Raw genomic sequence first — 23,368 nt, 5'->3', positions numbered from 1 at the left:
CCCCATATCACCCCGTCAATACCTTTGGTTGCCACGCAGGACGCGGCATTTGTTCCTTTCGACCTTCGATCACCGCCCGAGCAACCACCGGACGACCTGCCGCGTTAACAAAAAACGCGATCCCCATACAACGCAAAGCTTCAATCTGTTTCGACTTAACTTTTCGGCCAGTCAGCACCGCAAGGTCATCACCGGAGAGGAACGTGTCGGCCATGGTCAGAGCTCCCTCGTGGACAGCCAAAAACACCCTAGCCCCTGATTCCAATACGTCTGGCACCGGTCCAACGTCGCACCCACTCTCTCGGCCGCAGCAAACGCAGTTTTTATAGCCGCCGCCGGAGAGTCCTCAGCCAAGTGAGCAATCAATTGCCGCTCAGGCACGGCGATGCCTCGACTAGTCCAATACCGCTTCTCGTTGAGCGCGTGCTCGGCAAAATCCTTGGTGATGTACTTTCCGATATACGACGCCAGCTTGTGCCGCAGCCCCCTCTCCTTGAACGGATTCTTGACGTGAATGCGCACGTCCTCGCATCCGACAGCACGCCCCCATGCCGACCGGATGACCCGATAGTTCTGCCGCCCCTTCACTGCAATATGTAGATGCCAAGCGCCCCGTTTTTGACGCTCCGCGACGGCTACGTAGTGAAAGTTTTGAATCTTGGACAGCCGACGTCGGAACGCATCAAAGTCTCTTTTAAGCCGCACCTTATCGACCATGTTTTCTTTGTAGGTCAGCGTGATCATCCGATCCGCGCCAATAGCTTTGCAGCGAAGCCGCACTTGCTGCTTGGCCCGCTTAGCCGCATCCATCAAGTTTTGGTCCGTATTCTCCGACTCGCCCCGCTTAGCACGAGGCATCAAACTCAGCTTTTGCGCCCCCACATAGCGATCGAAACGCTCAACGGTGACTTCGACTTGTCCGTCTTCAAACTTGCGCCCACGAACCATCCACTCTCGACTAAACGCCGAGAAATTGCCTATACTGTCGTCGTGCATTGCAACTAGTCCTTGTAATGCTGTTGTCGGAAGCCTCCACCGCTGCAACGGTCGAGGCTTTTTTTTTAAAACTCCGCTACTGACCTAATTCGAACGCTGCACCGCGCGCCGGCCCGCAGCCCCTCAAGGAATGCGCTGACCTCGTCAAACGATCCAAAGGCCTTTACGGTTTCATCAGCCTTCATTTTGCGCACGGGCAACCAAAGCAGCTTGTCGGGAAACCCCGGCGTCTCCCCCATGACGAGGCCGCCTGACATTACCCAAAACTCGTCCCCAGCTCGTACGACGCTCACTGGATTGGTGCCTTCCGACGTCGGCACACCCAGCCCGCGAACGACCCCGACCAATACAACGGGCGGCACGAAATGCACTTGCCACAACTCATCCATACGACACCGCCTCCGACTTTGTTCCGAAGCTCCGGGCCTCTTTCTACAAGATCACCATTTCGAACAGCGCGCGATTAAACGCTTCAGAGCGAGCATCGGCAACCCAACCCCGTACACCTTCTATGCTCGCGAAGCGCTTGACATGCTCCGGCATACAACGACCGCCGACTAAGTACAACCAACATTCGCTGCTCGAAACACCTTCAACAGCTGAGAGCGCGAGCGCGCCCGCTATCAAGCAGAAGTCGTTGCCTTCTTTGACGACGTAAACGGGTACGGCCCCCTCGGACGTCTTTACACTCACTCCCTCCAGCACACCAACAAGCTGAACCGCAGGCTCAAATGAAGCCAACCAAAAATCCGGCCAACTCATCGCTTTGTGCAGAGCCCTGTCCTTCATCACTACCTCTTTACGTTAAGTGTCCCTGATATAAAGATAGGCGCGCTTCGCGCGCCCCGCTGTCCGCGCTCCGCTGCGTGCAGCCGGGCGACGAAGCGCCAACAGCTAGCACTCACACTTGCCTCGCGCCGTCTTCAACACGGCGGTCTAACATGGGTTGCGCCGTCCTATGGCCGACACAACCCATGACTTCATCCTCGCGCGGTGTAGCTGGCATCAAGGCCATGCCCTGCGGGTCGCTACCGCGAGCCTTGACCCCAGCGCATAGTCCAACGGCCTCGCACAATTACGAAGCATCGACGCGCTGCACCTGCAACACCAGCAGCACTTCCGTGCGCCCCTTCGAAGAGCTATGCCCGTCAAGGAAGCGCGGCAACCAACCCTCGCTGTTCACCGCCGTCGTATCAGAGTCCTGGACCAGGCCGCCGAGCACAACAACCTCCCCGTCTTTCATACTTACCGTTGTCGTCATTTCGCGCGTATTTTTTGTCGGTGAATTGTTCACCCCGGTCGTAGTCGGCACGAAGCTCGAAATCTGCTCATCGAGCTTGACCTGTATCGCATCCGCCATCACGGTCGGTTGCACTGCGAAGATCACCCCTGCATCCTGATAGTCCACCGACTGCACCGGCGTCCCGGTCGCACCTTGATAGCTTATGCTTCCCAGCGTCGGCACCTGCGAACCCACGTTAAGGCTGACCTTCTCACCCGACAGCACACGCACGTGCGGATCGCTCACCTCCTTAAATCGACTATCAGCGCTCAGCGCCGAGATGGCCAAGTTCAGAAAATGCGCATCGAACGTCAGCGCCGTCGCATCGACGCCAGTCGGGCCGTTCGAAATGCCGAGCTGACCGTCCAGCACATGCGCAGCTATCGAAAACGCCGAGTTCTTCGAGTCCGTGTCCGAAACCTCATAGACCCAGCCACGCACCACCACCTCGCCCGGCGCTGTGTCCACCTCCGGCAACACATTCTTCAGATCCCGGATTTCAGATGGCTTCCCGACAAACACCAACTCATCCGCCGAAGTAACCGACGAAGAAAGACCGGAAGGGTGCCCAGTGCGACCTGCCAAACCTTGCGGCACCGCAGCGCCCGGCGCACCAAGCGGGGCCAATGGCACCCCTGTCGCAACGTCCTGCTGCCCCTGCGTCGTGTCCACGTCCTGCTGTGCATTCATGCGGCCAGCAAACAACGGCTGCACAAGTTTCGCCAAGTAACCCGCCGACCGATATTTAGGTCGGTACACAAACGTTCCTCGCGCGACGTCCTTGTCATCGCTCCCGTCCCTACGGCTCACGAAGTCCACGCCGTCTTTCGTCTCGACCTTGAAGCCGAGAGAATCGAGAAACACCCGCACAAAGGACCGCAGATCACCGCTCTTGCCGTCGTATTGCAACGACACCACACGCTGATCCTGCAAGACGTCCGAGCTAATTACGTGCGGCGTATGCATCGCGTCCCCGTACAAGAGGTCCACCAGTTGGCCGACATTAACGAACCGCAGATCGAATGCGCCACCCTTCACACGCGGCAACGGCGCAAGCGGCAACGCCGGAAATGCCCCAGCCGGATACGGCGACGCGCCCGGCAAACTGGACGACAAAGACGGCACAGTCGGTATCTGCGGCACCGTATCCGCCGCAGACACAACGGACCCACAGGCCAGTGCCAGCGCACCGATACAACATACGGTAGCCCTAATCATTTCTTAACCTCGCCATTTTTCGACACGTCGGACCCCGCCCCCGACCAAACCGCTACCCGCTCGCCATCCACAACGCCTTCCACACGCACAGTGTCTCCGTGGAACCCATCACTCAACTCACTACGCAACCGCCCCCGAGGATCAGCAAGCAAGACATACCCCCTTCCATCCACCGAATACTGCCCAACCACCCGCCACTTGCCAGACACCGCAACCTTCGAATCATCCGATACCGCTAGAGGCTTCGCCGCGATCGCAACACCGGACGCAGAGGCATCCTCCCCCTTCTTCGCAAACTTAGTTGGGGCAATATCATGCAAACCACGCCATGCAAAAAAACACGCCACCGCAGCAGCCAACGGTATGCAATACAGAGCTTTCGGCACCACAGCCTTCTGCTTCGTGTGCACCTCCGCGCTCGTATAGAGATCAAACACCCCTCGCGGATAGCCCCAACGCGTTTTAACCGCATCCCTAAAGCCAGAATTCGGGTTATGGCAGTGATCCCACTCATAGACCATCGCTTGCTTCAACCCGAACAAGCGCCGCACATGCAAATGCCGACCAACCAGATCGCGGATCGTCTTATGCACGCGCTGCGGATGCTGGGTAATGATGATGAAATCAACGCCACGATGACGATGCTTATGCAGCTCATCGATATCTACACCCGGCTTCACACTGACCGACTGAGGCGGCCAAATCCGTTGCACCTCATCGATCACAATCAAATCTTGCTGCCGACACTGATTGAACCAGTCGCGAATCCACAGCTCATCGACCAACTCATGGTCAATAGCCAAATCTCTTATCCCATCAACCACCAAACGCCGCCCTGCCTTCAACTGCTTCTGCATCATCCAGACGGCGTACAGCGTCTTCCCGCTACCCGGGGTTCCAGTGATTAGAGTGATGGCCATTTATTAGTGCATGAAAAACTTCTTGGCCGCCCCGGCAACCCCGGCCATCGCCACACGCGCACTGATCGCGCCACCGATGTATGACATACCCTGAAAGAACCCCCCAAGCGCCAAGACATTCAACATGTCAGAAGGAATGCCACCCACGGCCGTCGTACACCACGACATAGCCTGATTCACCGCCAGGTCGATCCCCGAAACCGTCAACACACCCACCCCGAGCGCAATCAAGGCCTGCACAATAATCGGTTGCACCAACGCCAACAGCCATGTCGCCCAACTCATGATTTCAATCCCATCACCACAATCAAAGCGGCGCCCAACGCGCACAACGCCAAAATCAGCGGCTGTACGCGTTCGGCAAACGTACAGATCGCCGAGTAATCAAACGTCAATGGCGCACCAAAGGCAGATACCGTCAATGGCGCAGGACAGGAACCCGACGACGGGCCAATATCCCACGGACTCATCGTCACCGTCACAGAGCTGGCAGGAATAGGGGGTGGCGTCGGAGCACTACCCAACGGCTGACAGGCAGACGCAGTCGGGTCCTCAAGACACGGATTAACGTCAGAAGTCGTAGTCGTACCGCTCGCGGGGGTTGTGCCGGTACTCGTACTCACCGAAGTGGACGCAGTAGGCGAAATAGGAATGACAGTAGTGCCTATAGGCGCAGGCGCGGTCAACAAGTCATTCCAAGTCGGCGACACGGGAGCTGTCGCTATATCCTGTGCAGTAATCGGATTCGCCGGCGAATACGGCTCACCGTTGTAACCCGGCTGAGCAGCGGCATCCCGCCAAAGCTGGTTCGCCATATCCGCCAGCAAAGGCTGAGAAACCGGCTGCGACAACATCGACGATGTAATGGATGACTGAAGATTAGACAGCGAACCGCTCACTGGACCGGGAGGCGCCACATAGCCGTAATTCGGCACAATGCCGTTACCGCCCGCTGTCACAAACGTCGGCGTTCCCAGCACTTGATTACCGTTCTGATCCAACGTAAAAGGCGTGTAATCAAGCCGTACGATGTACCACTCCGTCGCCGGCGCACCAATCGGCTGAGTGATACCTTGATCCTGATACGAAACCGTACACGACATGTTCGTACCACCAGCCGGACACGTCGTCGCCATCATCCACGAACCCAACTGCTGCGCGATATCCATCCCGCTCACGCCCGCGACAATCGTATAAGCACCAGTCGCCGCCGCCTCATACCGCAAATCACTCGGCACCACAGTCGGCAACCCGGTCGGACACGTCGCAGTCGTGAACGTGTTACACGTCCCGGTGTTGTAAAGCTGATACGCGCCAGCAGGGTCAGCACTCGGCGCCGTCGACGTACCCGAGGTCGTACTAGGCGTAAGCGTCAGCGACATGGGCATCGGCTGACCGTCCGTCGTCGTACCCGTGCCATTGTTCTGCGTCAACTGATAAATGCCCCACGCAACACCGCCAACTGCCGCCAACGCACCCACTCCAAGCGCCACCGTGAGCCACACAGGCGCACCGGCAACAGTGGCAACCGCGGTTAATGCCGTGCTGGCATACGACGCTGCATTAGCAGCAGCACCGATGTATTGCTCAGTCGCCGCCATCGTCGCGTCATTCGCCGCAACCGTGATGCCGCGCCGAGCCAAATTTGACTCAACCGCCGCCGCAATGGCCTCATTTATCGTGCCAGAAAACGCCTCCTGCAAAATAGGCGCGGCTTGAGCCTCCGCAACACGCTGCTGTTGCAACAACAACGACGCCAGCGAGACCACCATCACCAACTGACGAAACACCCGATGTTTTTTCATGGTCACAGGAACAAAATCAGTCCGACCGCCCAACACGTTGCGACCAAAAACGCAACGCACTCGTAATACCAAGTCATATCAAGACTCCCGATCAACAACAGCCATCAACGCCCAGGCAATCCACACGAACCACGCCATCACTACATCGCGTACCGAACACCAGAAACCAAAATTGGTACAGCTAACCCAACCACGACCTACGCCGACACCGATCACACCGACGCCAAGTGAACAACACAACAACCAAACAAACGAGAAATCGAGAGACCTCGCGAACATCACGCCTCATCCCCGCTCGAATTCAACAAATTACGCAAAGCACGAATACCCCACGCGGTTGCCATCACCGCAATCACAGCGGCGCCAAGGTCAATGCCGATTTGCTCACCGCCCTCGACTGGCCGATCACCGCTCAGCGTCGACACCTGCAACACCAACTGAGCACCACTAGAATCCACACCGCAATCAACCGCACGACCACTGGCCTGCACATATGTGACGCCCGCCAAGCCGCCAGGACCGCAGACGACACCGGAAAACTGAACCCCCGAAGCCTGAGCACATGCCCACGACGAAACCACCAACAGCAGCACCAACACCACAGCGCGCATAACCGCCCCCCTACAAAAAAGGCGCCCGGTATCAGCCGAACGCCTTCAATCGCTACCTCACGAACTCGGCGATTCAGCGGCCAATAAATCCCTTAAGCAAGCGGAAGCCGAAAACGACCGCACAAATTGCTAGCACTGCCCCTCCAATATCCTGAACGTTGGTCGACAGTCCCGTAATCGTCGAAACAATCGCGGTATCGTTGATTGAAACGGACGAAGCCTGCGCGAACGCACCGACCGAAGCAGCCGCCAGAGCAGCACCAACCACGACACGATTTGCCATCTTTTTCATCCACCACCTCTCAAGTTTGCACGGCCCGTTTATTTGGATTCGTTCGTTTGGGCCAATTTCGAACGCATCGACTTCTTTGATAGCCGTCCGCGAACATGCGATTGCGCAGCCTACGCCCAGCTCGCGAAGCATCTGAACGCATGCGAATCATTGAAAGCGACTGATCAGCAGTCCACGCCGAAGTGCGGCGCTTAAGCAGCTTTCGCTTCCGGTTTAGGCTGCGGGCGAGGGTTGCCATGCGGTACAAGCGACGTGATCCTCGGAACCAATCTCCCGGCGTCCTGACCGCTGCCTTGCGCGAGTAAAAATTCTGCGAGGTAGTCGCCCGGCTGAACTTCCTTAGCCAACACATCAGGAAGATTGATTACTCCGACGACCACATTAGAAACTCCGTCTTTTGATTGTTCGAGAATGCACTGCGCCTCGTGAATCGTGTAGGGTCGCCCGGTTTTCTGAGCAACCCCACTGCGGACATTAATCGCGATAATCGTAAGCTTTTGTTTCGATGACATATTAGGTTCCGTTTAACCGTTAATCGTCTAGTTCAATGGCGCAGTGCGCAGAACCAACGATACGCAAAACTCTCAAATAGAACCATCAGACAATTATTTACGCAGAGCCTATTTGATAGACGTCTCAAGTTACAAAACATGGATATTCGACAGTTAATGTCAGATAATGATAGACGAATAGATTTACATAATCGGATAGACAAACCGATTTACAAACGACGATAAGCCTTTGAAATGATTCATTTCATCGATAGTCGACACAACCCCATGCATATCCCGCCCCCGGTCGCAATAAAATTTTGTTAATCTGTGTTTGTATTGCACAACAACGCCTTTGTGCTCGCGTGGAATGCGGCCAAAAGCCGGAGGTTTTATGCACCAGAAAATAGTCCCACTACCCTCGCCGTCTGACCAAGAATTTTGGCAGCAGCTAGAAACCGCGTTGCTGTCCGACGATGGTGCAGCCGCGAAGGCCCATCTAGAAGCCGGATTCCCGATTTATGTAGTCGAGGAAGACACCCCACGGAATACCGTCGTCAAAATCTTCCCCGAAGGCGACCGTCAACTGGTCACTTTCGACCAAACGGGTGAGCACGTGATTAGTCCTTGGACCGAAGGCCCCGAACACGCGTCAGCGTGCGGGATTCTTTCACAGCGTCAAGATGTGACGCATCACCATCAATAAGCCCGATACAGCGCCGCCGAGAAACGGTAACGAGATGGCGGGGCAGGTTGACGATCGCGAGGACGGCGGCGATCTCATTCATCCTGCGATTTAGACGTCCCGCGGTTCATTTTGGCGAGGTGATCGATCTTGTCGCTTGACGACTTAGCGAACATATCAACGATTCCCACAGGGATCAGCATCCACAAAATAGCGAACATTTGCAGCATGCAAAGGGCCGAAAGAACGGCAAACGAGCCGATGCGACATGCGCCCCGATGTTCAAGAAAAAACGGAATCTGCTTTGCAACGATCGCCGCCCACGGCACGATTACTTCTAGAGCCACGATCCCCGCCGCGAGCGATAGCGGATAAATGACGGACCGAAAGCGGCCTAGCTGTACCGAGTCGAACTGGACAGGAACGCCGGCAAACAACTTTGGCAAGACCTCAGGAAAAATTACTGCCAGCCAAATGCCGAGCACCGCCATCACCACGGCAGAGGAGTCTCGCAGCCCCTCAAGCAGCTTTGACTGCTGCTCAAAGGGAATCGAGGCACCTAAGAACCAAGCGACTGCCAAAGCAACGGCAATGATCGCGAAAATAAGCAGCCTTATCGTGGTGGTCACTTTTTAAGCAGTTCAGCGCGGTGTAGCTGTAGGGTCCTCAAAAGCTGAGGCGCGTCAACCACATGACCATTGCGCACAACCTCGATCTCGGCTTTTGTACGCGCCATTGAGCCGCTCAGCCAAAGTGGCGACGAACGACCAGTCATCAAAAACCCGATGTCATCCCAGCCGTTTCCGCTTACCGCTTTATAAGTTTCGACCATTGCGTCAAACTCCGCAGCCGTGGGCCTGTACTTGATTTGATAACGGACCCGATAGTCATGTTCATTGGTCCTCGCCTTTTCGACGCCGAACACACCCATGATCCCTCCAAGATGGGACTTGCCAGCCGCAGTCGTCGCAGTGATGGTTTCCTTACGGATAATCGTATGCACCGAAGCCAAGTTGCGTTTGATCTCGTTGATGCGTCCCTCGTTCCGAACCAGCAGCGATTCGAAGACCGGATAGGCCTTCTCTAGCGGCAACACTTCAAGGGTGTCGTCCTGCGCCTCACGATACCCCTCAATACAGCGGTGGACGTCTGCTTTCAGGGTCACGGATCCCTTTGCGACGACGTGTCGGGGGTTGAATTTCGCCAAAAAAGCGTTTGTATACGCAAGCATGTTCTGCCTGCCGTTCAGTCCCCCGGCGAATTGCACCGTCGAAAACTCTTGCTGATCGGGGCGAAACCAAAAGTAGGTTGCATAGCCAGCGATATTGCCCGGCGGCAAAACTGCGGTTGTCGCTTGCGCAGAGCCGACCTTAGCGGTCGCAGGGACCGACAACACATTTCCGCTCGAATCCGCCGTCCCGTTCCAAGTACCAACGAGATACTCGCGCTTAGCAGACTTAACGTCCAGAAGGTATGTAGGGAGAAGCTCATCACCCGGTGCATATGTCTGCGTCTGCACCAGGTCCACTCCCGCTGACCAGCTAGCGAGGTCCGCAAGCATGGACTCGGCGTCCCCAAACAGATGTGCATTGTTACGAGCGAATGGCACAAAATAGCCGCACCTCGTGACGTCGAAGTGCGTCACGGTTACTTCTTCTTTAAGCTTCATGTCTCAGGTCCTAGGCCCCACACGAAAGGCGGCCGGTTCGCGCTGTTATGGAGTAAGCCGTTACAAGTTGTAACTGCGCAAATATATTCCGATCTTTCCGCGCAGGCAATTCCGCACCGCAAAATTTACCTAACCCTTTGGGAGCAACGCTCTGTTCTTCACAGAAATGACATATATGCGGAGCAAAAAGCGAGCTAAGTAGCTGAAGTTATTGAATTATTAAATGGACTCTTAATCCGTAGGTCGACAGTTCGAATCTGTCACGCCCCACCAAAGATTCATGCAAAAAGCCCGGTCCTTGTGATCGGGCTTTTTGCTTTGTGGATCGCTTGATGCAAATCACATCGGTCCGCGCGTCGCGTCAGAGCGTCGCCTTGCTCGCCCACGCGTCGGTGCCTGTTGACTACGTGATCAGGATACTTATAATTGTAAGCAATATGACCCGGTCCTCTGCGTAGTTTGCACGACCGGGTTTTCTCGTTAACGGGCAGCGAAAGTGCAGCGAAACGGTAGCAAAAATGACCACCCCGTACACGAAGCCGCACCTCAGCTATCGCGCGCAACTAGAGCAGATCAAGGCACGTGGCCTCATTGTCGACGACGAAGATAGCGCTTTGTGGCACATAGAAAAGCTCGGCTACTACCGCCTCAGCGGCTACTTCTATCCTTTCCGTGTCCTGCCTCCGAACATGGGCGCACAACCCAAGCGCGAATCTAATTTCGTCGCGGGCACATCGTTCACGCACATCTCGAAACTGTACAAGTTTGACCAGGCGCTACGACTCCTTGCGATGGATGCAGTGGAGAAATTGGAGGTCGCGCTAAGGGCGAAGGTTGCTTACCACATGGGTAGCCTGGATCCTTGTGCGCATCTGAACTCTGATTTGGTCAACCAGAAGTTTTGCGCTATCCCGGCCGAAAGAGTCGGTGAAGCACGTAGACCTTCAAACTTCGCGACGTGGGTGCAGCAACACGATAAGTTAGTTGCACGTTCCCGCGAAGACTTCATTCAGCATTTCAGGACCACTTATGACCCGCCCATCCCGCTGTGGGTGTCGATTGAAGTCTGGGACTTCGGCTTGCTATCGCACTATTTTGCCGGGCTACGCGACAAAGATAAGCAGTTGATTGCTTCGGAGTTACGGATACCACGCCACGTTCTGCTGGCAAGCTGGCTCCGTACGATTAGTCACCTGCGTAATATTTGCGCGCACCACAGCCGCTTGTGGAACCGCAGCATGGTGGACAGCCCCAAGCCGCCTGCCAGAAACGAAGTTCCTTTGCTCGAGCATCTCTCTGGTGAACGCAACTTGTTTTTGCGCCAACACGTGTACGGCGCTTTCGCAATTATTCAATTCCTTTTGGTCGCGATGGGTTTTGACTCCACGTGGAAGCAAGCTTTCGTAACGCTCATCGAAAAATTCCCGAGCGTCGAAGGAGTTGCGACCTTAGACGCGATGGGGTTTCCGGAAATTTGGCGTGATCTCGCTCTCTGGAATTAACCCGCTCAGGCGCGAGAGTCCCGTTGTTGATGACTGGTGTCACATTCCATGATCGGGTTGAAACGAGTGAGATAACTCGTGTTCCATCCGCGCAACGAAGCCCCTCAAACCACCACATCCCCCTCATCGATACTAAACCGCACCCTCCCTGCATCGATAAACACTCGCAACTGCCGGTACTTCACCAGATACCGAATCCCGACGATTGCCGCAGCAAATCCCGCCGCCGCTGCAACGCCAAGCGCCCAACGCGGGCCGAAGGTATCGGCGACCCAACCTACAACCGGTGCACCCAAGGGCGTGCCACCCAGTGCAATCGCCAAGAAGATCGCCATCACGCGTCCGCGCATGGCGGGCTCGGTGGATAGCTGCATCGTGCTGTTTGTTGTCGTGGTGATGGTTTGCGCCGACACGCCGATGACCACAAGCGCAAGACCAAAGAATCCATAGCTTGGCGCGATTGCCGCTAGCGCACAGCCGACCCCGAAGACCGCCGTACTAGCGAACAACACGCCAATCCGCGGCTTCGCCCGCCTCGCGGCGAGCAGCGCGCCTGCGATCGTCCCGATCGCCATGATCGATGTCAGGAGTCCGTATTGACTCGCTCCGGCATGAAAGACGGTGACGGACATGGTGGAGATGAAGATCGGGAAGTTGAGCCCGAACGTGCCGATCAGAAACAGCATGAGCAAAACCGCTTTCAGATCAGGCCGCTTCCAGACATATCGGAACCCTTCGGCCAGGCTCCCCCGCGCGCGGACGGCCCGCTTGCTCGGATGAAATTCGCCAACACGAAGAAATCCCAACGAGCAAAGCACCGCGACGAACGACGCTGAATTGATCAGGAACACCCACCCCGTTCCCACCGATGCAATCAGCACACCGGCAATGGCGGGACCGATCATTCGCGCAGCATTAAACGATGTAGAGTTCAGCGCCACTGCATTCGACAGATCGGTTTCACCAACCAGATCGGCGACGAAGGTTTGACGCGCGGGGGCATCGAACGCACTGACGCTGCCGAGCAAAAACGCGAACGCGTACACGTGCCACAACTGGACCCATCCAGCGACCGTGAGAATACCGAGCCCAAGCGCGAGCGTTCCCAAAGCCGCCTGTGTGCCGATCAGGAGTTTGCGGCGATCGAGATGATCGGCCGCGAAACCGGTGAAGGGCAGCAAGAGAAGGTGCGGGCCGAACTGGAGCGCCATCACCACGCCGACCGCGGTCGCATTGTGGTGAGTCAGTTGCGTAAGCACGAGCCAATCCTGGGCCGTGCGCTGCATCCACGTTCCAATATTGGACACGATCGCGCCGCCAGCCCAGACCCGATAGTTGTAGCTGTTCAGCGAGCGGAAGGTGCCTTTCACCGGAGCGCTCCCGAGGGCCCCATTTTCAGGTTGAAATACTTCACGCGCGCGTGCTGCCAAGCAGGTCGATGATCTCCCGGCTCGTGCCGGTCTCGCCCAGCCGCGGGAAGATCCGAGTGACGCTGTTGGTGTGAGCATCGGCGTTCATGTCGGTCATGGCATCGGTCGCTAATGTCACGTTGAACCCGAACTCGTGCGCATAACGTGCGGTCGACTCGACACCAACGCTGGTCGCCACCCCGGCAATCACGACTTGGGTGACACCCAGCTTCTTCAGGTGTTCATCGAGACCGGTATTCGTGAATGCGCCCCACGTCCGCTTCGTGACGATGTGATCTTCCGGCTTCTGCTTCAGCTCGGAGACAAGATCGGCCCAATCGGCGGGAAGCCCGGCAAGGTTTCGAGCCTGCTCAGAGCGCCCCGGCGCGCCGCCGGCAACGTTGACGAGCACGACGGGCAATCCGTGGCTGCGGAATGCGTCAAGCAACTCGACGGCGTGTTTAACGACTTCATTGACGGGGTGCGCGGTGGGAAGCGCAACAATGCCCTTCTGCAAATCGATGACTACAAGCGCCGTCTTCGGGTCGAGCGTGGTGATTGTCATGGTGTTTTCCTTCTTGCGAGTTGGACTGCGATGCGCCCTGACCCAGGCGCGACAAAGCGAATAGTCAGGCCGATGGCACTGCTTCTTCCAGGCGAGCGTGGGTCGCTCAGGAATCGACGAGCCGGTTCAGCAGCGCCACGGTGGTCGCAAGTTCCTCTTGCTCCGCTGGCGTGAGCTTTGTTCGGATGGCACGGAACAACCAGTCTTCCCGGGCTGCGCGGCTCGCCGTGATCCATTCGCGGCAAGTGTCAGTGAGGGACAAAATGGTTTGACGTCCATCGGCGGGATCCGGCGCACCGATCACAAACCCGGCCGCCTCAAGCGCGGATACGGTGGCGCCCATGGATTGCGGACGGACACCTTCGGCGCGCGCGAGCGTGGTGACGGTCGCGGGACCCTCTCGCTCCAGACGACCAAGAGCTGACATCTGGGACAAAGTGAACTCTCCCAGATTCGCCTCTTCGCGCAACCGCCGCTTCAGCTTGCCAAGCACCACGCGCAATTCCGCGGCAATGGCGTGCGCATGCGCGACTTCGGGATCGGTATGTTGCGTTTTCTCGTTCGTGTTCAAGTTCATGTCCGTACCTTAGCAGATACAAAGGCAAACTACCAAGTTTAACTTCTTACTTGAATAAAGGGCTATCCCGTCGCAAGGCCGTTCCCTGAGCGTAAGCAGGGTTAACGAAAGTAATTTCCCGTAACACCCGATCGCCGATGAGAGCCATCTCACTAAGAAGCGCCGTTGTATTCTTCTTACCCATTTATTAGGGAACGAAGAGCCATGACGATTTTCTTGCGCGCCATTCTCGTAATCTGCGTCAGTGCGATGCTGGTCGCCTGCGGTGGTGGCGGCAGTTCGACATCGGCGACCAGTTCCGCTGCAGCAGGGCCAGCCATCGTGGCGGCAGGTGCCTCTGTGACCATGACCGCGAACGAATCAGTCATGGTGCCTTCGGGTGCGATTATTACGTCGCCGAATGGTAGCGTCATCACCCTTAACGGGTCATCGAATACAGTCTCCACACAGGCTGGCGCAACAGTGACCGTACCGGCAAGCGCAACCGGTTCCGCGACCAATCTCGTCACTACCGCAGCAACATCGAGTGCCAACGTCTCGACCACCCCGCTCACGGTCACCGCTCTGGCAGGATCAGCCACTGTAGCGGCCGGCTCCCCGTCTGCACCGGCCATCCAGGACGGAACGGGGGCAGTCGCGGTGCTTCATGGTGGCGGTCACCTTGCCATCGATAACAACGGCAACGTGATCTTCTCGGACGAGGGCGCGCTCAGGAAAGTCACACCTCAAGGGGTGGTTACGACGTTGTCTGCGGCGGCTAAGCCCTACGAATGGGACGGCGTGGCGGTCGACTCGGCTAAAACATCTACGGCTCCGGCTTCAGTGTGGCGCTCGCATCTGTTTCGCCAGTAACGTTTGGTGCGTCGATCAGCGAGATGACGGCATCAGGCTCTTTGGTGAGCCTATATCCGAACTGGATCACTTCGCCCTCGCCCTCGCCCAACGGCATTGGACCTGGTGGACTTGCCGTCGACAGCAAGGGAAACCTGTTTCTGGCCGATGTAGTCAATAACCGCATCATCAAATTCACCCCACCGACCGGCTGGACCGTTTTCGCCGGAAGCGGAACGGCCGGAAACGCTGACGGAGCCGGGACCGCCGCGACGCTCACGATGTCCGCCAGCAATTTGGGAATCGATGCCGACGACAACCTTTATGTGGAAAGCCTCGGGATATTCCGCAAGATCAGCCCGAATGGAACCGTGACGACAATCACCCCGCTCACGCGCGCGACGGGCAACACGTTTGCCGTTGATCCTGCGGGCAACATCTATACCTCGGACACGCAAGTGATCTATCGCGTTGCATTAAACGGCACGGTTACCGCTTATCCATTCCTGGGTTCTTCGAACCTCATCACATCCCTTGCGATCGACAAGACCGGCAACCTATATGCCGGCACGCAAGGAGCGGGCGCGCAAATTCTCAAAATATCGTTCTGAGCCGTGATGACTCGCTATGCACGCAATTGACCGCCCAGATAATCGCGATGGGAGCGCAAGCGTGTAGATCGACGCGTTCTCCGCCCAGGATGTTGTGGATGGCAACCGGGAGCGGAACATGGGGCAACGCGAAGATATGAGCGAATGGCTGTCGCCTGTGCGGAGCAATCGATCCGGATGCCAGTAGCGTAGCGCTACATGCTCGGCGATGGAAAATGGCGTAACCAGTGTGAATGGTCCTAGGGCGTCAATATGCATCCGCTTTATGAAATGACTGTCGAAGACTTGGCGGCGTTAAATCGAGCCCACCGATAAGTCGGTGCAATAACTTTGCGCAAACCTTGTCTTTTACAATAAAAGATACGCCAATAATCTTCACGAAAGCATTGCCGGTTTTATGGTCGGTAATAGAGGATTGCTCAAGTAGAGTTATTCCTCGTAAGCATTGTATTTCCGGGGTGTGCTGGGCGATATCGGGACCAAGAACCTGCGTTCACAGCCTTGCGCGGCGCTTGCCTGACTTTTTGCACGCGTTGTTTCCGTTTTTTTCAATTACTCACAACCACGTTTACCCCAACACGAGAAAATCACCATTCGAAAAATCGTTTAACGAGGAGGCCGAATGCATGCCATTCCACTCAACTATAACGATCATATTTTGGTGCCCCTTGCGGCGGGGGAGCGCGGCAGTTTTGCCTCAATGGTCATTGTCACCAAACCGAATGGCGCGCGCTGGGCATCAGGTGTCTTGGGCCATTTCGCCCAAGCGGACGACGCCTGCCGGTTTGCCATTGCATATGGGAAAGCAGAGGTTGACGGACGAAGGCGTCCGCGAGCCGTGAAGTCGCCGCCCGAAACTGAACCGGGGACGAACCTCACTGCTCCCCCTAGCGCACCTACCCTAGCGCCATGAAATTTTTGTCGCTCGCTTCTTCATTGCCCCACTACGCGTTGCGAGTGGGCTTTTTTTTGGCGACGCATTACCGCATTAATGTTTATGGTGCATCCAACTCATGTGGTGCGTATCGAGCCACTCGCGCATGCGTAGCCATCCGCTGCCGTCTTCTGGGTGTTCGCGTCGATAACGCCGGCCCAGTACGGCAGCAATAACTATCAGCACTGCAAGGCCCACCACAAAACCGATCATCGACTCAGTCATGGCCGCCTCCTAAAAACGTCGCAACCTGCTTACATTTTAGGTCAGGCATTTTGAAAAGCGAATCTTGCGACCTGTAAGCACCGTCTTTGCTGGGCGACGTTGAGACCTCGCCTTCGTCTACCGTCGAACCACGCAAAAAAGCCCAGATAGCGAAGCTGGGCAAGTCCATCGGGATTAAACCCGTTGGAGGAGGTGCGGATGCGCTCTTTTACAGGTCTGGCTGGTAAGCATCCTGTCCTGTCAGGCTAGCCTCCGAGCTGGCTCACACTCGGTTAGCCGCCCGCGACTTCTCAGGTCAAATCATAATTAAGCTGATTAATGGCCCATGTAAACCGATTGCACGTTGTTGCCAAATGAAGATTGGACAGCAGTCCCGGAATCCGAGGACCCGGTAGCCACGCCACCGTAGTTGCTGGCGCCTCCGTTTTGAGCTGCGACGCGGGCTTCAGCGGCTTGAATGTTGGCCGGGTAATCGTAATCGTTCGCTGTTGCTGGGTTGTAGCCCGCCTTTTCAATCTGGATCAATTGCGCCTTCACTTCAGCACGGGTCAATGGTTGTTGGCTTGATTGAGCAAACGACATGGCCGGCACGGCGAGCACTGCGGCAACTACAACGGCTTGGATGAGCGATTTCATGATACTTACCTCCGAATCTTGTTTTGTCGCGAACAACCTTGTTCGCGTTCTATGGATCTAGTCTAGGTAAGCCGTTTCCGAAAATTAAGTGCGATGCGCGCAAGAGATTATTGTTGTTTTAGGTAAAAACCCTAGGATTGTCCGGGGCAGGTTCCCGACTTCGGGCTGCGTGTAATTTTCCGAAACGAATGGGCGACTGGCGACACAATTCAAGCCGAACCATGGCCCGGCTCTATCTCTCCAAGGCACAACAGGGAGAAAAATCATGCTCAGGCTCTTTCTTGTTTTGGGACTTGCGGTTGGGCTTTCTGGATGCATCGTCGCGCCACCTTATGGGTATGCGCCGGCGCCGGGGTATGGGTATGCCTATGCGCCTGGGTATTACGCGGCACCGACGGTTGGAGTGGGGGTTGGGTTTGGGGGTTGGGTTTGGGGGTGGGGGCTGTTGCTGGCGGAGGTGAGGGGGCCACTGCTGGCGTTGCGTTGCCATGAGCACGCCATCGTTTGAGCGCCTGCACCCCGCGTCGCGAAGCGCGAGCACGCAGACGCGGTCATATGTCGTCGAGGCAATGTAGTCCCTCCCTATTTGCTACGCTCGCCGCTGCCAATGGCCGAAACGACGCGCGATTTGAGCAGCATCAGCGCGAACTTATTATTTGTTATGAAATAGCGCTTCCACATCCGACGGGGTTCCTGCGCAACGCGATAGGCCCATTCCAGTCCGCCGCGTTGCATCCATCCGGGCGCTCGGCGCACCTTGCCGGCAACAACGTCAAAGGTGCCACCCACCCCCATGACGAAATCGACGCCAAGACGATCCTTCCAGCGGTTGATAAAGTTTTCCTTCTTCGGGGATGTGATCGCAACGAAAAGTAGTCTTGCGCCCGAGCTACGAATCGTTTCAACGACACGCTCTTCATCGTCCCAGAAGTAACCATGATGGTGGCCGACGACCTGTAGCATCGGATAGCGCAAAGACACGACTTCCGCCGCGCGGCTGACCACGGCATCCGTCGCTCCTAGCAGGAATACAGGTAGGCCCCGCTCCGCTGCCATGTGCAGGAGCCGCTCAAACAAGTCAACGCCAGCAACTCGCTCGGGCACGTCAAAACCCAAAAATCGTGCACCCCACACAACGCCCATTCCGTCGATGTTGACAATGTCGCACGCACGAATCGACGCTGCCAACTCTGGGTCATTCTGCATGCGGACAAGCTTCGCGACATTGACGACGACGTGCTGAGTGAACTGCCTTTGCTCAATTCGCGAGCCAATACATTCAACGGTCTCATCTATTGTCGCGACGTCTACCGGGCAAGAAAACAGTTCAATGCGATTCATTGCGTCTATCCGAAAGTCTTGATGGTTGCGCCGCGTAAAGGCTCAAAGCGTAGAACGCCCACGCTTGGGTCCAACGTAAGTAGTTGATGCGGTTGGTAATCCACCGTCCCTTTTGATAAACGAACCGTTTTTTATTCTCCATATACAACGACGCATGCGCCCTGAACAGGACCGCACGCGCCAGCGCAAAGTCCTCCTTGGTACCACCGACTCTTATTAGGGTTACGATGGCTTGTGCAACTGAATGCGTATCGAGCGGCCAGACGCGATTGTGGTAATACTTGACAGTCCCATCGTGTAAAAAGAAATTGCTCCGATAATAATCCAACCCTTTTTCAATCGCCTCCGAGAACTCTGTCGTCCCCACCGCCTTCTGGATGAGGTCAAGCGCTTCAAGGTTGTAACCCGTATGAAATCCATCAATGAACGCGTGATGCGCCCGTACTCCATAGGGCCACTCGCCGCTCTGCCGCTGCATTGAGACGGACTGGCGAGCCACCCCCAACGCACGCTCGCGCATCGGCTCGTTGCCTATTCGCGCTGCTGTCTGCGCCACGATAGCAGCGGACCAAAGACTGGCGTTATGCACGAACGCCGACTCGCCAGGAATGTATGCGTAGTATTCGAGGTCCGAAGTACGGATGTACAGGCTGTCGATAAAGAATCCGGCGTCGGTCGCTGCGTCAATGAAGCGAGGATTTCCGCTCACAAGCCCAAGTTCGTAGAGCGCCCGTGCCACATAGCAAGTCGTGATGGCGTTGGGTTTGCCGCGAGGTACATAAAACGCCCTGGCCGCCCAATCGAAGTGATACCCCCAAGCGTGGTACTTCCAGATGCTGCGGTCAACACACTGCGTGAGTAGCCAATCACCGAGCGCGACGGCTTCGTTAAGACCCTCGCCATCAGAGGCGCCACGGCAGCGTTCGATTAGGCCGAGAATAAACAGTGCAATACCTTTTGGATTGCGTTTTTTCGGAACGCCGACGAGACTTCTCAGGTTCACCGGGCTTCGCTTGTGCAGTTGCAACCACGCAATGCGCGCAGGAGAAAAACCATTCCCGCCGAGCCTGTCGAACAAGGAACTATTTAATCCATCGAAGGGATCATATCCGGCAAAACTAGCCTCACGGCACTGCTTGAGCAGTGCATCAGCGATCGGCTTCGCGTCGAAAAATCCTTCAATCATCATTGACATTTGCATCACCTAACATCGAAGCGGATCAATGCGACGGCCGCAGGGCGTTTGCATTGAGAAGTGCTGCATTGCGGAGCTGTCTACCAAAGCGTTCACTCTGCGCGAAGAGATCAAGAGGCTACGAAATCGAAAACCACTCCAGTCGTCGACACGTACTATCTGTCCTGAACGCTTCGTCGATAGCAGTCACCACCGGGAAACATACACAGGCCCAAAGAACATGGTGATCTGAGTAACATCCGATGGCTGCGTTTTCCAGGCCGCTTTATATAACCCTATCTTGAGATAAGCGCTTTGATCGCCCGCATATGCGTCTGAGGCACCTTGGACGGCATAACCCGCTCCAATGCAAGGCGAACATCAGTGCCACGGCACACGCTTGCGTGACCAGCCAGGCGACCGAAATGTGTCCCGCCAGCCTTAGTTTTGAGCGGCCACGCCAGGACCGGTACACACCAAACAAAGGAAACAGGAAGAGCGCGCAAGCGACCGAAAACGCCACGAAGTTCCAGTCATCGACAGCACGCAACCCATGGGCCGAGCGGCAAATTGATGCCGCGACTGCGCCCAGCACAATCAATGTGACATCGAGCAACCGTGCAAGTACGCCTTGCACCTCTAGCGAGGCAGCATTTCGGCGAATATCCGCAACAGTTCTCATCATCCTTCCGCTATTCAACAACGAGCGATGGCTTGGCAGCGGGGATAGCCGAGTCGGCAACCGCTGCCCCTACAAAACCGTTAACTCGAAATAACATTTCGCAGTCCATCTAGATTTGTGACTTTTGGTCATAGCACTATCTCCGTTGCCACGTCCTCCATTCGAGGCGATGACAATGGTTAGATGCGTATCTTGCAACGAGCCGGATTGTGATTGGTCCACTGCGCCTCGCCTACAGGAGATTTCCTAAAACGCCGGCGGGACTGATGCGTCAAAAAACACGGAGAACGCGGCATGTTATTCAACGGGCTAAAAATTCCAAAAAATGCGAAACTTGAAATTTGGTTTCGAAGAGACTGGTATCCATGCTCCCCACTGTCCTTGTGTTAGTCCCGCTTCGTCCCGAAAACCAGACCTCCGTTGCGAATGCCTTCAACGTCATTACAGCCCTCGATCAACCCGCTCTTGATCAAGCCCTCACCCGCCACGCCGACGAAATCCGTGCTGTTCTGACAAACGGCACTATCGGCATCGAAGCAGGAACCGTCGCGAAACTGCCAAAGCTCGAACTGATCGGGGCGTTAGGGGCGGGCTATGAAAACGTTGCACGCGACGCTGCTCGGGCGCGCGGCATTACCGTGGTAAACGGTGCGGGTACCAACGACGATTGCGTCGCCGATCACGCCTTCGCCCTGCTGCTCGGCGTGGTCCGCCAGATCCCCGTGCTCGACCGCGCGTGCCGCGCGGGCGTCTGGCGCGACGACCTGCCGTTCCAGCCGAACTTTTCGGGCAAGAAACTGGGCGTGGTTGGGCTTGGCAATATCGGCGGGAAGGTGGCTAAGAGAGCGCTGGGCTTCGATATCGAGATCGGTTATCACAATCGCCGGGCGCAGCCGGACTCGGCGTATACGTTCTTCGATTCGGTGATCGCGCTGGCCGAATGGGCCGATTACCTCGTGGTCGCCACGCCCGGCGGCGCATCGACTAAACATTTGATCGACAGCAAGGTGCTCGCCGCACTTGGCCCAAAAGGCTACGTAGTGAACGTGTCGCGCGGCAGCGTTGTGGATACCGCCGCTCTGGCAGACGCGCTCGAGCGCGGCGTGATAGCCGGCGCGGGACTCGATGTCTACGAAGGCGAGCCCGCGCCGCCCGCGCGGCTGACGGGCTCCGATCGCGTCGTGCTGACGCCCCATGTGGGCGGGCGCTCACCGGAAGCGGTGGCGGCGTCGGTACAAATGTTCATCGATAACGCCACACGGCACTTCGCCGGCGAGGCCGTGCTGACACCTGTTTGAAAGCTCCCGCGAGGGTGCCCGGCGAGCTTCGCCACGATCCCGTATCGTGTCGGACTATCGCCGATCACGTCCAATCCCCAAAAAACTGTGTCAGACCAGACCCCTCTTCTCGCCGACGGTCCCATGACCGCCCTCCAGCGTCGCGGCATGGCGGCCATCCTGCTCGCCGTCTCACTTGCCACGCTCGATACCGCCATCGCGAATACCGCGCTCCCCGCAATCGCCGCCGATCTCCACGCAACGCCCGCCGCCTCCGTCTGGATCATCAACGCGTATCAGCTCGCGATGGTCGCCACGCTGCTGCCGTTCGCGGCGCTGGGCGGCATCGTCGGGCACAGGAAGATCTATCTCGGTGGCCTGATCCTGTTTCTCGTGGCGTCGCTGACCTGCGCGTTGTCGTGGTCGCTGCCGTCGCTCACCGCGGCGCGGCTGTTGCAGGGCATTGGTGCGAGCGCGGTGATGAGCGTGAACACGGCGCTGATCGGGGCGATCTATCCGCATCACAGGCTGGGGCGTGGGTTTGGGCTGAACGCGCTGGTGGTGGGGATATCGTTCGCGGTTGGTCCGACGGTCGCGTCCATCGTGCTCTCGCTCGGGCCCTGGCCGTGGCTGTTCGCCGTGAACCTGCCGGTGGGGCTGCTGGCGTTGTTTATCGGCTGGCCGGCTTTGCCGCAGACGCCGCGCGCAAAGCACGGCTTCGACCGCGTGGCGGCGGTGCTGAACGTGATCACCTTCGCCGCGCTGGTGTTCGCGCTTGGCGAAGCAGCGCAGCGCGCGCCTGCGCATATCGTGCTGATCGCGCTTGCCGTGACGGCGGTGGCGGGCGGGCTGATGCTGCATCGGGAGCGCGGTCATCCGGCGCCCATGCTCCCCGTCGATCTCTTCAAGCGCCCGATGTTCGCGTTATCGACAGCAACCGCCGTGTGCTCGTTCGCCGCGCAAGGGCTGGCGTTCGTGTCGCTGCCGTTTTATTTCGAAAGCGTGCTCGGGCGCAGCCAGGTGGAAACCGGCTTCCTCATGACGCCGTGGTCGGTGATGGTGGCGCTGCTTGCGCCGGTCGCCGGCCGTCTATCGGATCGATATCAACCGGGGTTGCTGGGCGGCATCGGCCTCGCGATCATGTGCGCGGGCATGGCGTCGCTGGCGTTATTGCCGGCTCATCCGCATGCACTCGATATCTGTATCCGAATGGCCATCTGCGGCGCGGGTTTTGGGTTCTTCCAATCGCCCAATCTGAAGGCGCTCATGGCGAGCGCGCCGCGCGAGCGTAGCGGCGGCGCGAGCGGGGTGGTGGCAACCGCCCGGCTGATCGGCCAGGCGACCGGCGCGGCGTTGGTCGCGCTGAGCTTTGGCATTGCGGGGCATCATGGACCGGCGCTGGCGCTCGCGATTGGCGCGGGATTCGCGGGCGTGGCGAGTATCGCAAGCGGCTTGCGGCTGATTACCCGCGATAAACCCGTGGAAGCGATGCAAACAGCGGAAAAGTAGGCCGTTCGTCGCACAGCGCAAGACGTAATAGCTAGTGAATCGCTGAGCCAGCGCAGTCCGCACGCCGGTCGGCACGCGGGGCTTGCTCCGCGAGGAGTGGTCTCCTACCAGACAACCAACCACCAG

The 23,368-nt window shown here is 57.2% G+C and carries 27 protein-coding genes; 6 read left to right on the top strand and 21 right to left on the bottom strand.

Annotation, left to right across the window (positions count from 1 at the left end; all coding sequences use genetic code 11):
- Positions 1-7 precede the first annotated feature (7 nt).
- From ACSOSP_RS13610 to ACSOSP_RS13560, 11 genes are all read right to left on the bottom strand, one after another.
- Positions 8-214 carry a DUF4224 domain-containing protein gene (locus ACSOSP_RS13610; RefSeq protein ID WP_455307413.1) on the bottom strand — a complete coding sequence of 69 codons (207 nt, stop codon included), beginning with the start codon at positions 212-214 and terminating at the stop codon, positions 8-10.
- Positions 215-216: 2 nt separating this feature from the next.
- Positions 217-996 (bottom strand): rolling circle replication-associated protein, encoded by a 780-nt coding sequence (locus ACSOSP_RS13605; protein WP_455307411.1) that lies wholly within the window; start codon positions 994-996, stop codon positions 217-219.
- A 65-nt stretch (positions 997-1,061) separates the two neighbouring features.
- Positions 1,062-1,385 (bottom strand): hypothetical protein, encoded by a 324-nt coding sequence (locus ACSOSP_RS13600; RefSeq protein WP_455307409.1) that lies wholly within the window; start codon positions 1,383-1,385, stop codon positions 1,062-1,064.
- 43 nt (positions 1,386-1,428) lie between these two features.
- Positions 1,429-1,785, bottom strand: coding sequence for a hypothetical protein (locus tag ACSOSP_RS13595; protein WP_455307407.1), 357 nt, complete (start codon positions 1,783-1,785; stop codon positions 1,429-1,431).
- A 286-nt stretch (positions 1,786-2,071) separates the two neighbouring features.
- Entirely contained in the window at positions 2,072-3,244 is a 1,173-nt protein-coding gene (locus ACSOSP_RS13590; RefSeq protein ID WP_455307406.1) for a type II secretion system protein GspD, read from the bottom strand.
- 248 nt (positions 3,245-3,492) lie between these two features.
- The gene (locus ACSOSP_RS13585; protein ID WP_455307404.1) at positions 3,493-4,416 is read right to left on the bottom strand and encodes a zonular occludens toxin domain-containing protein; all 924 of its coding nucleotides are present in this window, start codon (positions 4,414-4,416) and stop codon (positions 3,493-3,495) included.
- A gap of 3 nt (positions 4,417-4,419) precedes the next feature.
- Positions 4,420-4,701 (bottom strand): DUF2523 domain-containing protein, encoded by a 282-nt coding sequence (locus ACSOSP_RS13580; protein ID WP_455307402.1) that lies wholly within the window; start codon positions 4,699-4,701, stop codon positions 4,420-4,422.
- A complete protein-coding gene (locus tag ACSOSP_RS13575; RefSeq protein ID WP_455307400.1) occupies positions 4,698-6,221 on the bottom strand; it encodes a virulence factor TspB C-terminal domain-related protein in 1,524 nt (507 codons plus the stop codon). Before ACSOSP_RS13575 ends, ACSOSP_RS13580 begins: the two co-directional genes overlap by 4 nt.
- Before the next feature lie 278 nt (positions 6,222-6,499).
- Positions 6,500-6,832 (bottom strand): hypothetical protein, encoded by a 333-nt coding sequence (locus tag ACSOSP_RS13570; RefSeq protein ID WP_455307398.1) that lies wholly within the window; start codon positions 6,830-6,832, stop codon positions 6,500-6,502.
- A 73-nt stretch (positions 6,833-6,905) separates the two neighbouring features.
- A complete protein-coding gene (locus ACSOSP_RS13565; RefSeq protein WP_455307396.1) occupies positions 6,906-7,124 on the bottom strand; it encodes a major capsid protein in 219 nt (72 codons plus the stop codon).
- Between the two features lie 191 nt (positions 7,125-7,315).
- Entirely contained in the window at positions 7,316-7,636 is a 321-nt protein-coding gene (locus ACSOSP_RS13560; RefSeq protein ID WP_455307394.1) for a cellulose synthase, read from the bottom strand.
- Between the two features lie 373 nt (positions 7,637-8,009).
- Here ACSOSP_RS13560 and ACSOSP_RS13555 point away from each other — a divergent pair, with 373 nt between their 5' ends.
- Positions 8,010-8,321 (top strand): hypothetical protein, encoded by a 312-nt coding sequence (locus tag ACSOSP_RS13555; protein WP_455307392.1) that lies wholly within the window; start codon positions 8,010-8,012, stop codon positions 8,319-8,321.
- 74 nt (positions 8,322-8,395) lie between these two features.
- Here ACSOSP_RS13555 and ACSOSP_RS13550 read toward each other — a convergent pair whose 3' ends face one another.
- Positions 8,396-8,929 carry a hypothetical protein gene (locus ACSOSP_RS13550; RefSeq protein WP_455307390.1) on the bottom strand — a complete coding sequence of 178 codons (534 nt, stop codon included), beginning with the start codon at positions 8,927-8,929 and terminating at the stop codon, positions 8,396-8,398.
- Positions 8,926-9,969, bottom strand: coding sequence for a hypothetical protein (locus ACSOSP_RS13545; protein ID WP_455307388.1), 1,044 nt, complete (start codon positions 9,967-9,969; stop codon positions 8,926-8,928). The genes ACSOSP_RS13550 and ACSOSP_RS13545 overlap by 4 nt, the downstream gene beginning before the upstream one ends.
- Positions 9,970-10,487: 518 nt before the next feature.
- Here ACSOSP_RS13545 and ACSOSP_RS13540 point away from each other — a divergent pair.
- Positions 10,488-11,471 (top strand): Abi family protein, encoded by a 984-nt coding sequence (locus ACSOSP_RS13540; protein ID WP_455307386.1) that lies wholly within the window; start codon positions 10,488-10,490, stop codon positions 11,469-11,471.
- 104 nt (positions 11,472-11,575) lie between these two features.
- Here ACSOSP_RS13540 and ACSOSP_RS13535 read toward each other — a convergent pair whose 3' ends face one another.
- The 3 genes from ACSOSP_RS13535 to ACSOSP_RS13525 all read right to left on the bottom strand — a co-directional run bounded on the left by ACSOSP_RS13535 (position 11,576) and on the right by ACSOSP_RS13525 (position 14,022).
- A complete protein-coding gene (locus tag ACSOSP_RS13535; RefSeq protein ID WP_455307384.1) occupies positions 11,576-12,841 on the bottom strand; it encodes an MFS transporter in 1,266 nt (421 codons plus the stop codon).
- A 40-nt stretch (positions 12,842-12,881) separates the two neighbouring features.
- Positions 12,882-13,445, bottom strand: coding sequence for an isochorismatase family protein (locus ACSOSP_RS13530; RefSeq protein ID WP_455307382.1), 564 nt, complete (start codon positions 13,443-13,445; stop codon positions 12,882-12,884).
- Between the two features lie 106 nt (positions 13,446-13,551).
- A complete protein-coding gene (locus tag ACSOSP_RS13525) occupies positions 13,552-14,022 on the bottom strand; it encodes a MarR family winged helix-turn-helix transcriptional regulator (RefSeq protein WP_455307380.1) in 471 nt (156 codons plus the stop codon).
- Between the two features lie 204 nt (positions 14,023-14,226).
- Here ACSOSP_RS13525 and ACSOSP_RS13520 point away from each other — a divergent pair, with 204 nt between their 5' ends.
- Together ACSOSP_RS13520 and ACSOSP_RS13515 are read left to right on the top strand one after the other, a co-directional pair.
- The gene (locus ACSOSP_RS13520; protein WP_455307378.1) at positions 14,227-14,874 is read left to right on the top strand and encodes a hypothetical protein; all 648 of its coding nucleotides are present in this window, start codon (positions 14,227-14,229) and stop codon (positions 14,872-14,874) included.
- Positions 14,875-14,918: 44 nt separating this feature from the next.
- On the top strand, positions 14,919-15,464 hold the full coding sequence (locus tag ACSOSP_RS13515) for a hypothetical protein (protein WP_455307376.1): 546 nt from the start codon (positions 14,919-14,921) through the stop codon (positions 15,462-15,464).
- Between the two features lie 988 nt (positions 15,465-16,452).
- Here ACSOSP_RS13515 and ACSOSP_RS13510 read toward each other — a convergent pair.
- The 5 genes from ACSOSP_RS13510 to ACSOSP_RS13490 form a co-directional block, all read right to left on the bottom strand.
- Positions 16,453-16,623, bottom strand: coding sequence for a hypothetical protein (locus ACSOSP_RS13510; RefSeq protein ID WP_455307374.1), 171 nt, complete (start codon positions 16,621-16,623; stop codon positions 16,453-16,455).
- Between the two features lie 315 nt (positions 16,624-16,938).
- Positions 16,939-17,259, bottom strand: a complete 321-nt coding sequence (locus ACSOSP_RS13505) for a DUF4148 domain-containing protein (RefSeq protein ID WP_455307372.1) — start codon at positions 17,257-17,259, stop codon at positions 16,939-16,941.
- A gap of 582 nt (positions 17,260-17,841) precedes the next feature.
- The gene (locus ACSOSP_RS13500) at positions 17,842-18,600 is read right to left on the bottom strand and encodes a WecB/TagA/CpsF family glycosyltransferase (protein ID WP_455307370.1); all 759 of its coding nucleotides are present in this window, start codon (positions 18,598-18,600) and stop codon (positions 17,842-17,844) included.
- Complete coding sequence (locus ACSOSP_RS13495; protein ID WP_455307368.1) at positions 18,587-19,795, bottom strand: aspartate-semialdehyde dehydrogenase; 1,209 nt, start codon at positions 19,793-19,795, stop codon at positions 18,587-18,589. Before ACSOSP_RS13495 ends, ACSOSP_RS13500 begins: the two co-directional genes overlap by 14 nt.
- Positions 19,796-20,060: 265 nt before the next feature.
- Complete coding sequence (locus ACSOSP_RS13490) at positions 20,061-20,456, bottom strand: hypothetical protein (RefSeq protein ID WP_455310954.1); 396 nt, start codon at positions 20,454-20,456, stop codon at positions 20,061-20,063.
- A gap of 365 nt (positions 20,457-20,821) precedes the next feature.
- On the opposite strand from ACSOSP_RS13490, the gene ACSOSP_RS13485 reads away from it, so the two are divergent.
- Together ACSOSP_RS13485 and ACSOSP_RS13480 are read left to right on the top strand one after the other, a co-directional pair.
- On the top strand, positions 20,822-21,754 hold the full coding sequence (locus tag ACSOSP_RS13485) for a 2-hydroxyacid dehydrogenase (RefSeq protein WP_455307366.1): 933 nt from the start codon (positions 20,822-20,824) through the stop codon (positions 21,752-21,754).
- A gap of 123 nt (positions 21,755-21,877) precedes the next feature.
- The gene (locus tag ACSOSP_RS13480; protein ID WP_455307364.1) at positions 21,878-23,242 is read left to right on the top strand and encodes an MFS transporter; all 1,365 of its coding nucleotides are present in this window, start codon (positions 21,878-21,880) and stop codon (positions 23,240-23,242) included.
- Positions 23,243-23,368: the final 126 nt, after the last annotated feature.

Source organism: Caballeronia sp. KNU42, from assembly GCF_053760385.1.
This window is presented reverse-complemented; position numbering and strand designations above follow the sequence as displayed.

Bases quoted from the DNA above. Each gene is read 5' to 3' on its own strand.
- ACSOSP_RS13610 (WP_455307413.1), bottom strand. From the start codon at position 214: ATGGCCGACACGTTCCTCTCCGGTGATGACCTTGCGGTGCTGACTGGC.
- ACSOSP_RS13605 (WP_455307411.1), bottom strand. From the start codon at position 996: ATGCACGACGACAGTATAGGCAATTTCTCGGCGTTTAGTCGAGAGTGG.
- ACSOSP_RS13600 (WP_455307409.1), bottom strand. From the start codon at position 1,385: ATGGATGAGTTGTGGCAAGTGCATTTCGTGCCGCCCGTTGTATTGGTC.
- ACSOSP_RS13595 (WP_455307407.1), bottom strand. From the start codon at position 1,785: ATGAAGGACAGGGCTCTGCACAAAGCGATGAGTTGGCCGGATTTTTGG.
- ACSOSP_RS13590 (WP_455307406.1), bottom strand. From the start codon at position 3,244: ATGCATACGCCGCACGTAATTAGCTCGGACGTCTTGCAGGATCAGCGT.
- ACSOSP_RS13585 (WP_455307404.1), bottom strand. From the start codon at position 4,416: ATGGCCATCACTCTAATCACTGGAACCCCGGGTAGCGGGAAGACGCTG.
- ACSOSP_RS13580 (WP_455307402.1), bottom strand. From the start codon at position 4,701: ATGAGTTGGGCGACATGGCTGTTGGCGTTGGTGCAACCGATTATTGTG.
- ACSOSP_RS13575 (WP_455307400.1), bottom strand. From the start codon at position 6,221: ATGAAAAAACATCGGGTGTTTCGTCAGTTGGTGATGGTGGTCTCGCTG.
- ACSOSP_RS13570 (WP_455307398.1), bottom strand. From the start codon at position 6,832: ATGCGCGCTGTGGTGTTGGTGCTGCTGTTGGTGGTTTCGTCGTGGGCA.
- ACSOSP_RS13565 (WP_455307396.1), bottom strand. From the start codon at position 7,124: ATGAAAAAGATGGCAAATCGTGTCGTGGTTGGTGCTGCTCTGGCGGCT.
- ACSOSP_RS13560 (WP_455307394.1), bottom strand. From the start codon at position 7,636: ATGTCATCGAAACAAAAGCTTACGATTATCGCGATTAATGTCCGCAGT.
- ACSOSP_RS13555 (WP_455307392.1), top strand. From the start codon at position 8,010: ATGCACCAGAAAATAGTCCCACTACCCTCGCCGTCTGACCAAGAATTT.
- ACSOSP_RS13545 (WP_455307388.1), bottom strand. From the start codon at position 9,969: ATGAAGCTTAAAGAAGAAGTAACCGTGACGCACTTCGACGTCACGAGG.
- ACSOSP_RS13540 (WP_455307386.1), top strand. From the start codon at position 10,488: ATGACCACCCCGTACACGAAGCCGCACCTCAGCTATCGCGCGCAACTA.
- ACSOSP_RS13530 (WP_455307382.1), bottom strand. From the start codon at position 13,445: ATGACAATCACCACGCTCGACCCGAAGACGGCGCTTGTAGTCATCGAT.
- ACSOSP_RS13525 (WP_455307380.1), bottom strand. From the start codon at position 14,022: ATGAACTTGAACACGAACGAGAAAACGCAACATACCGATCCCGAAGTC.
- ACSOSP_RS13520 (WP_455307378.1), top strand. From the start codon at position 14,227: ATGACGATTTTCTTGCGCGCCATTCTCGTAATCTGCGTCAGTGCGATG.
- ACSOSP_RS13510 (WP_455307374.1), bottom strand. From the start codon at position 16,623: ATGACTGAGTCGATGATCGGTTTTGTGGTGGGCCTTGCAGTGCTGATA.
- ACSOSP_RS13505 (WP_455307372.1), bottom strand. From the start codon at position 17,259: ATGAAATCGCTCATCCAAGCCGTTGTAGTTGCCGCAGTGCTCGCCGTG.
- ACSOSP_RS13500 (WP_455307370.1), bottom strand. From the start codon at position 18,600: ATGAATCGCATTGAACTGTTTTCTTGCCCGGTAGACGTCGCGACAATA.
- ACSOSP_RS13495 (WP_455307368.1), bottom strand. From the start codon at position 19,795: ATGTCAATGATGATTGAAGGATTTTTCGACGCGAAGCCGATCGCTGAT.
- ACSOSP_RS13490 (WP_455310954.1), bottom strand. From the start codon at position 20,456: ATGAGAACTGTTGCGGATATTCGCCGAAATGCTGCCTCGCTAGAGGTG.
- ACSOSP_RS13485 (WP_455307366.1), top strand. From the start codon at position 20,822: ATGCTCCCCACTGTCCTTGTGTTAGTCCCGCTTCGTCCCGAAAACCAG.
- ACSOSP_RS13480 (WP_455307364.1), top strand. From the start codon at position 21,878: ATGACCGCCCTCCAGCGTCGCGGCATGGCGGCCATCCTGCTCGCCGTC.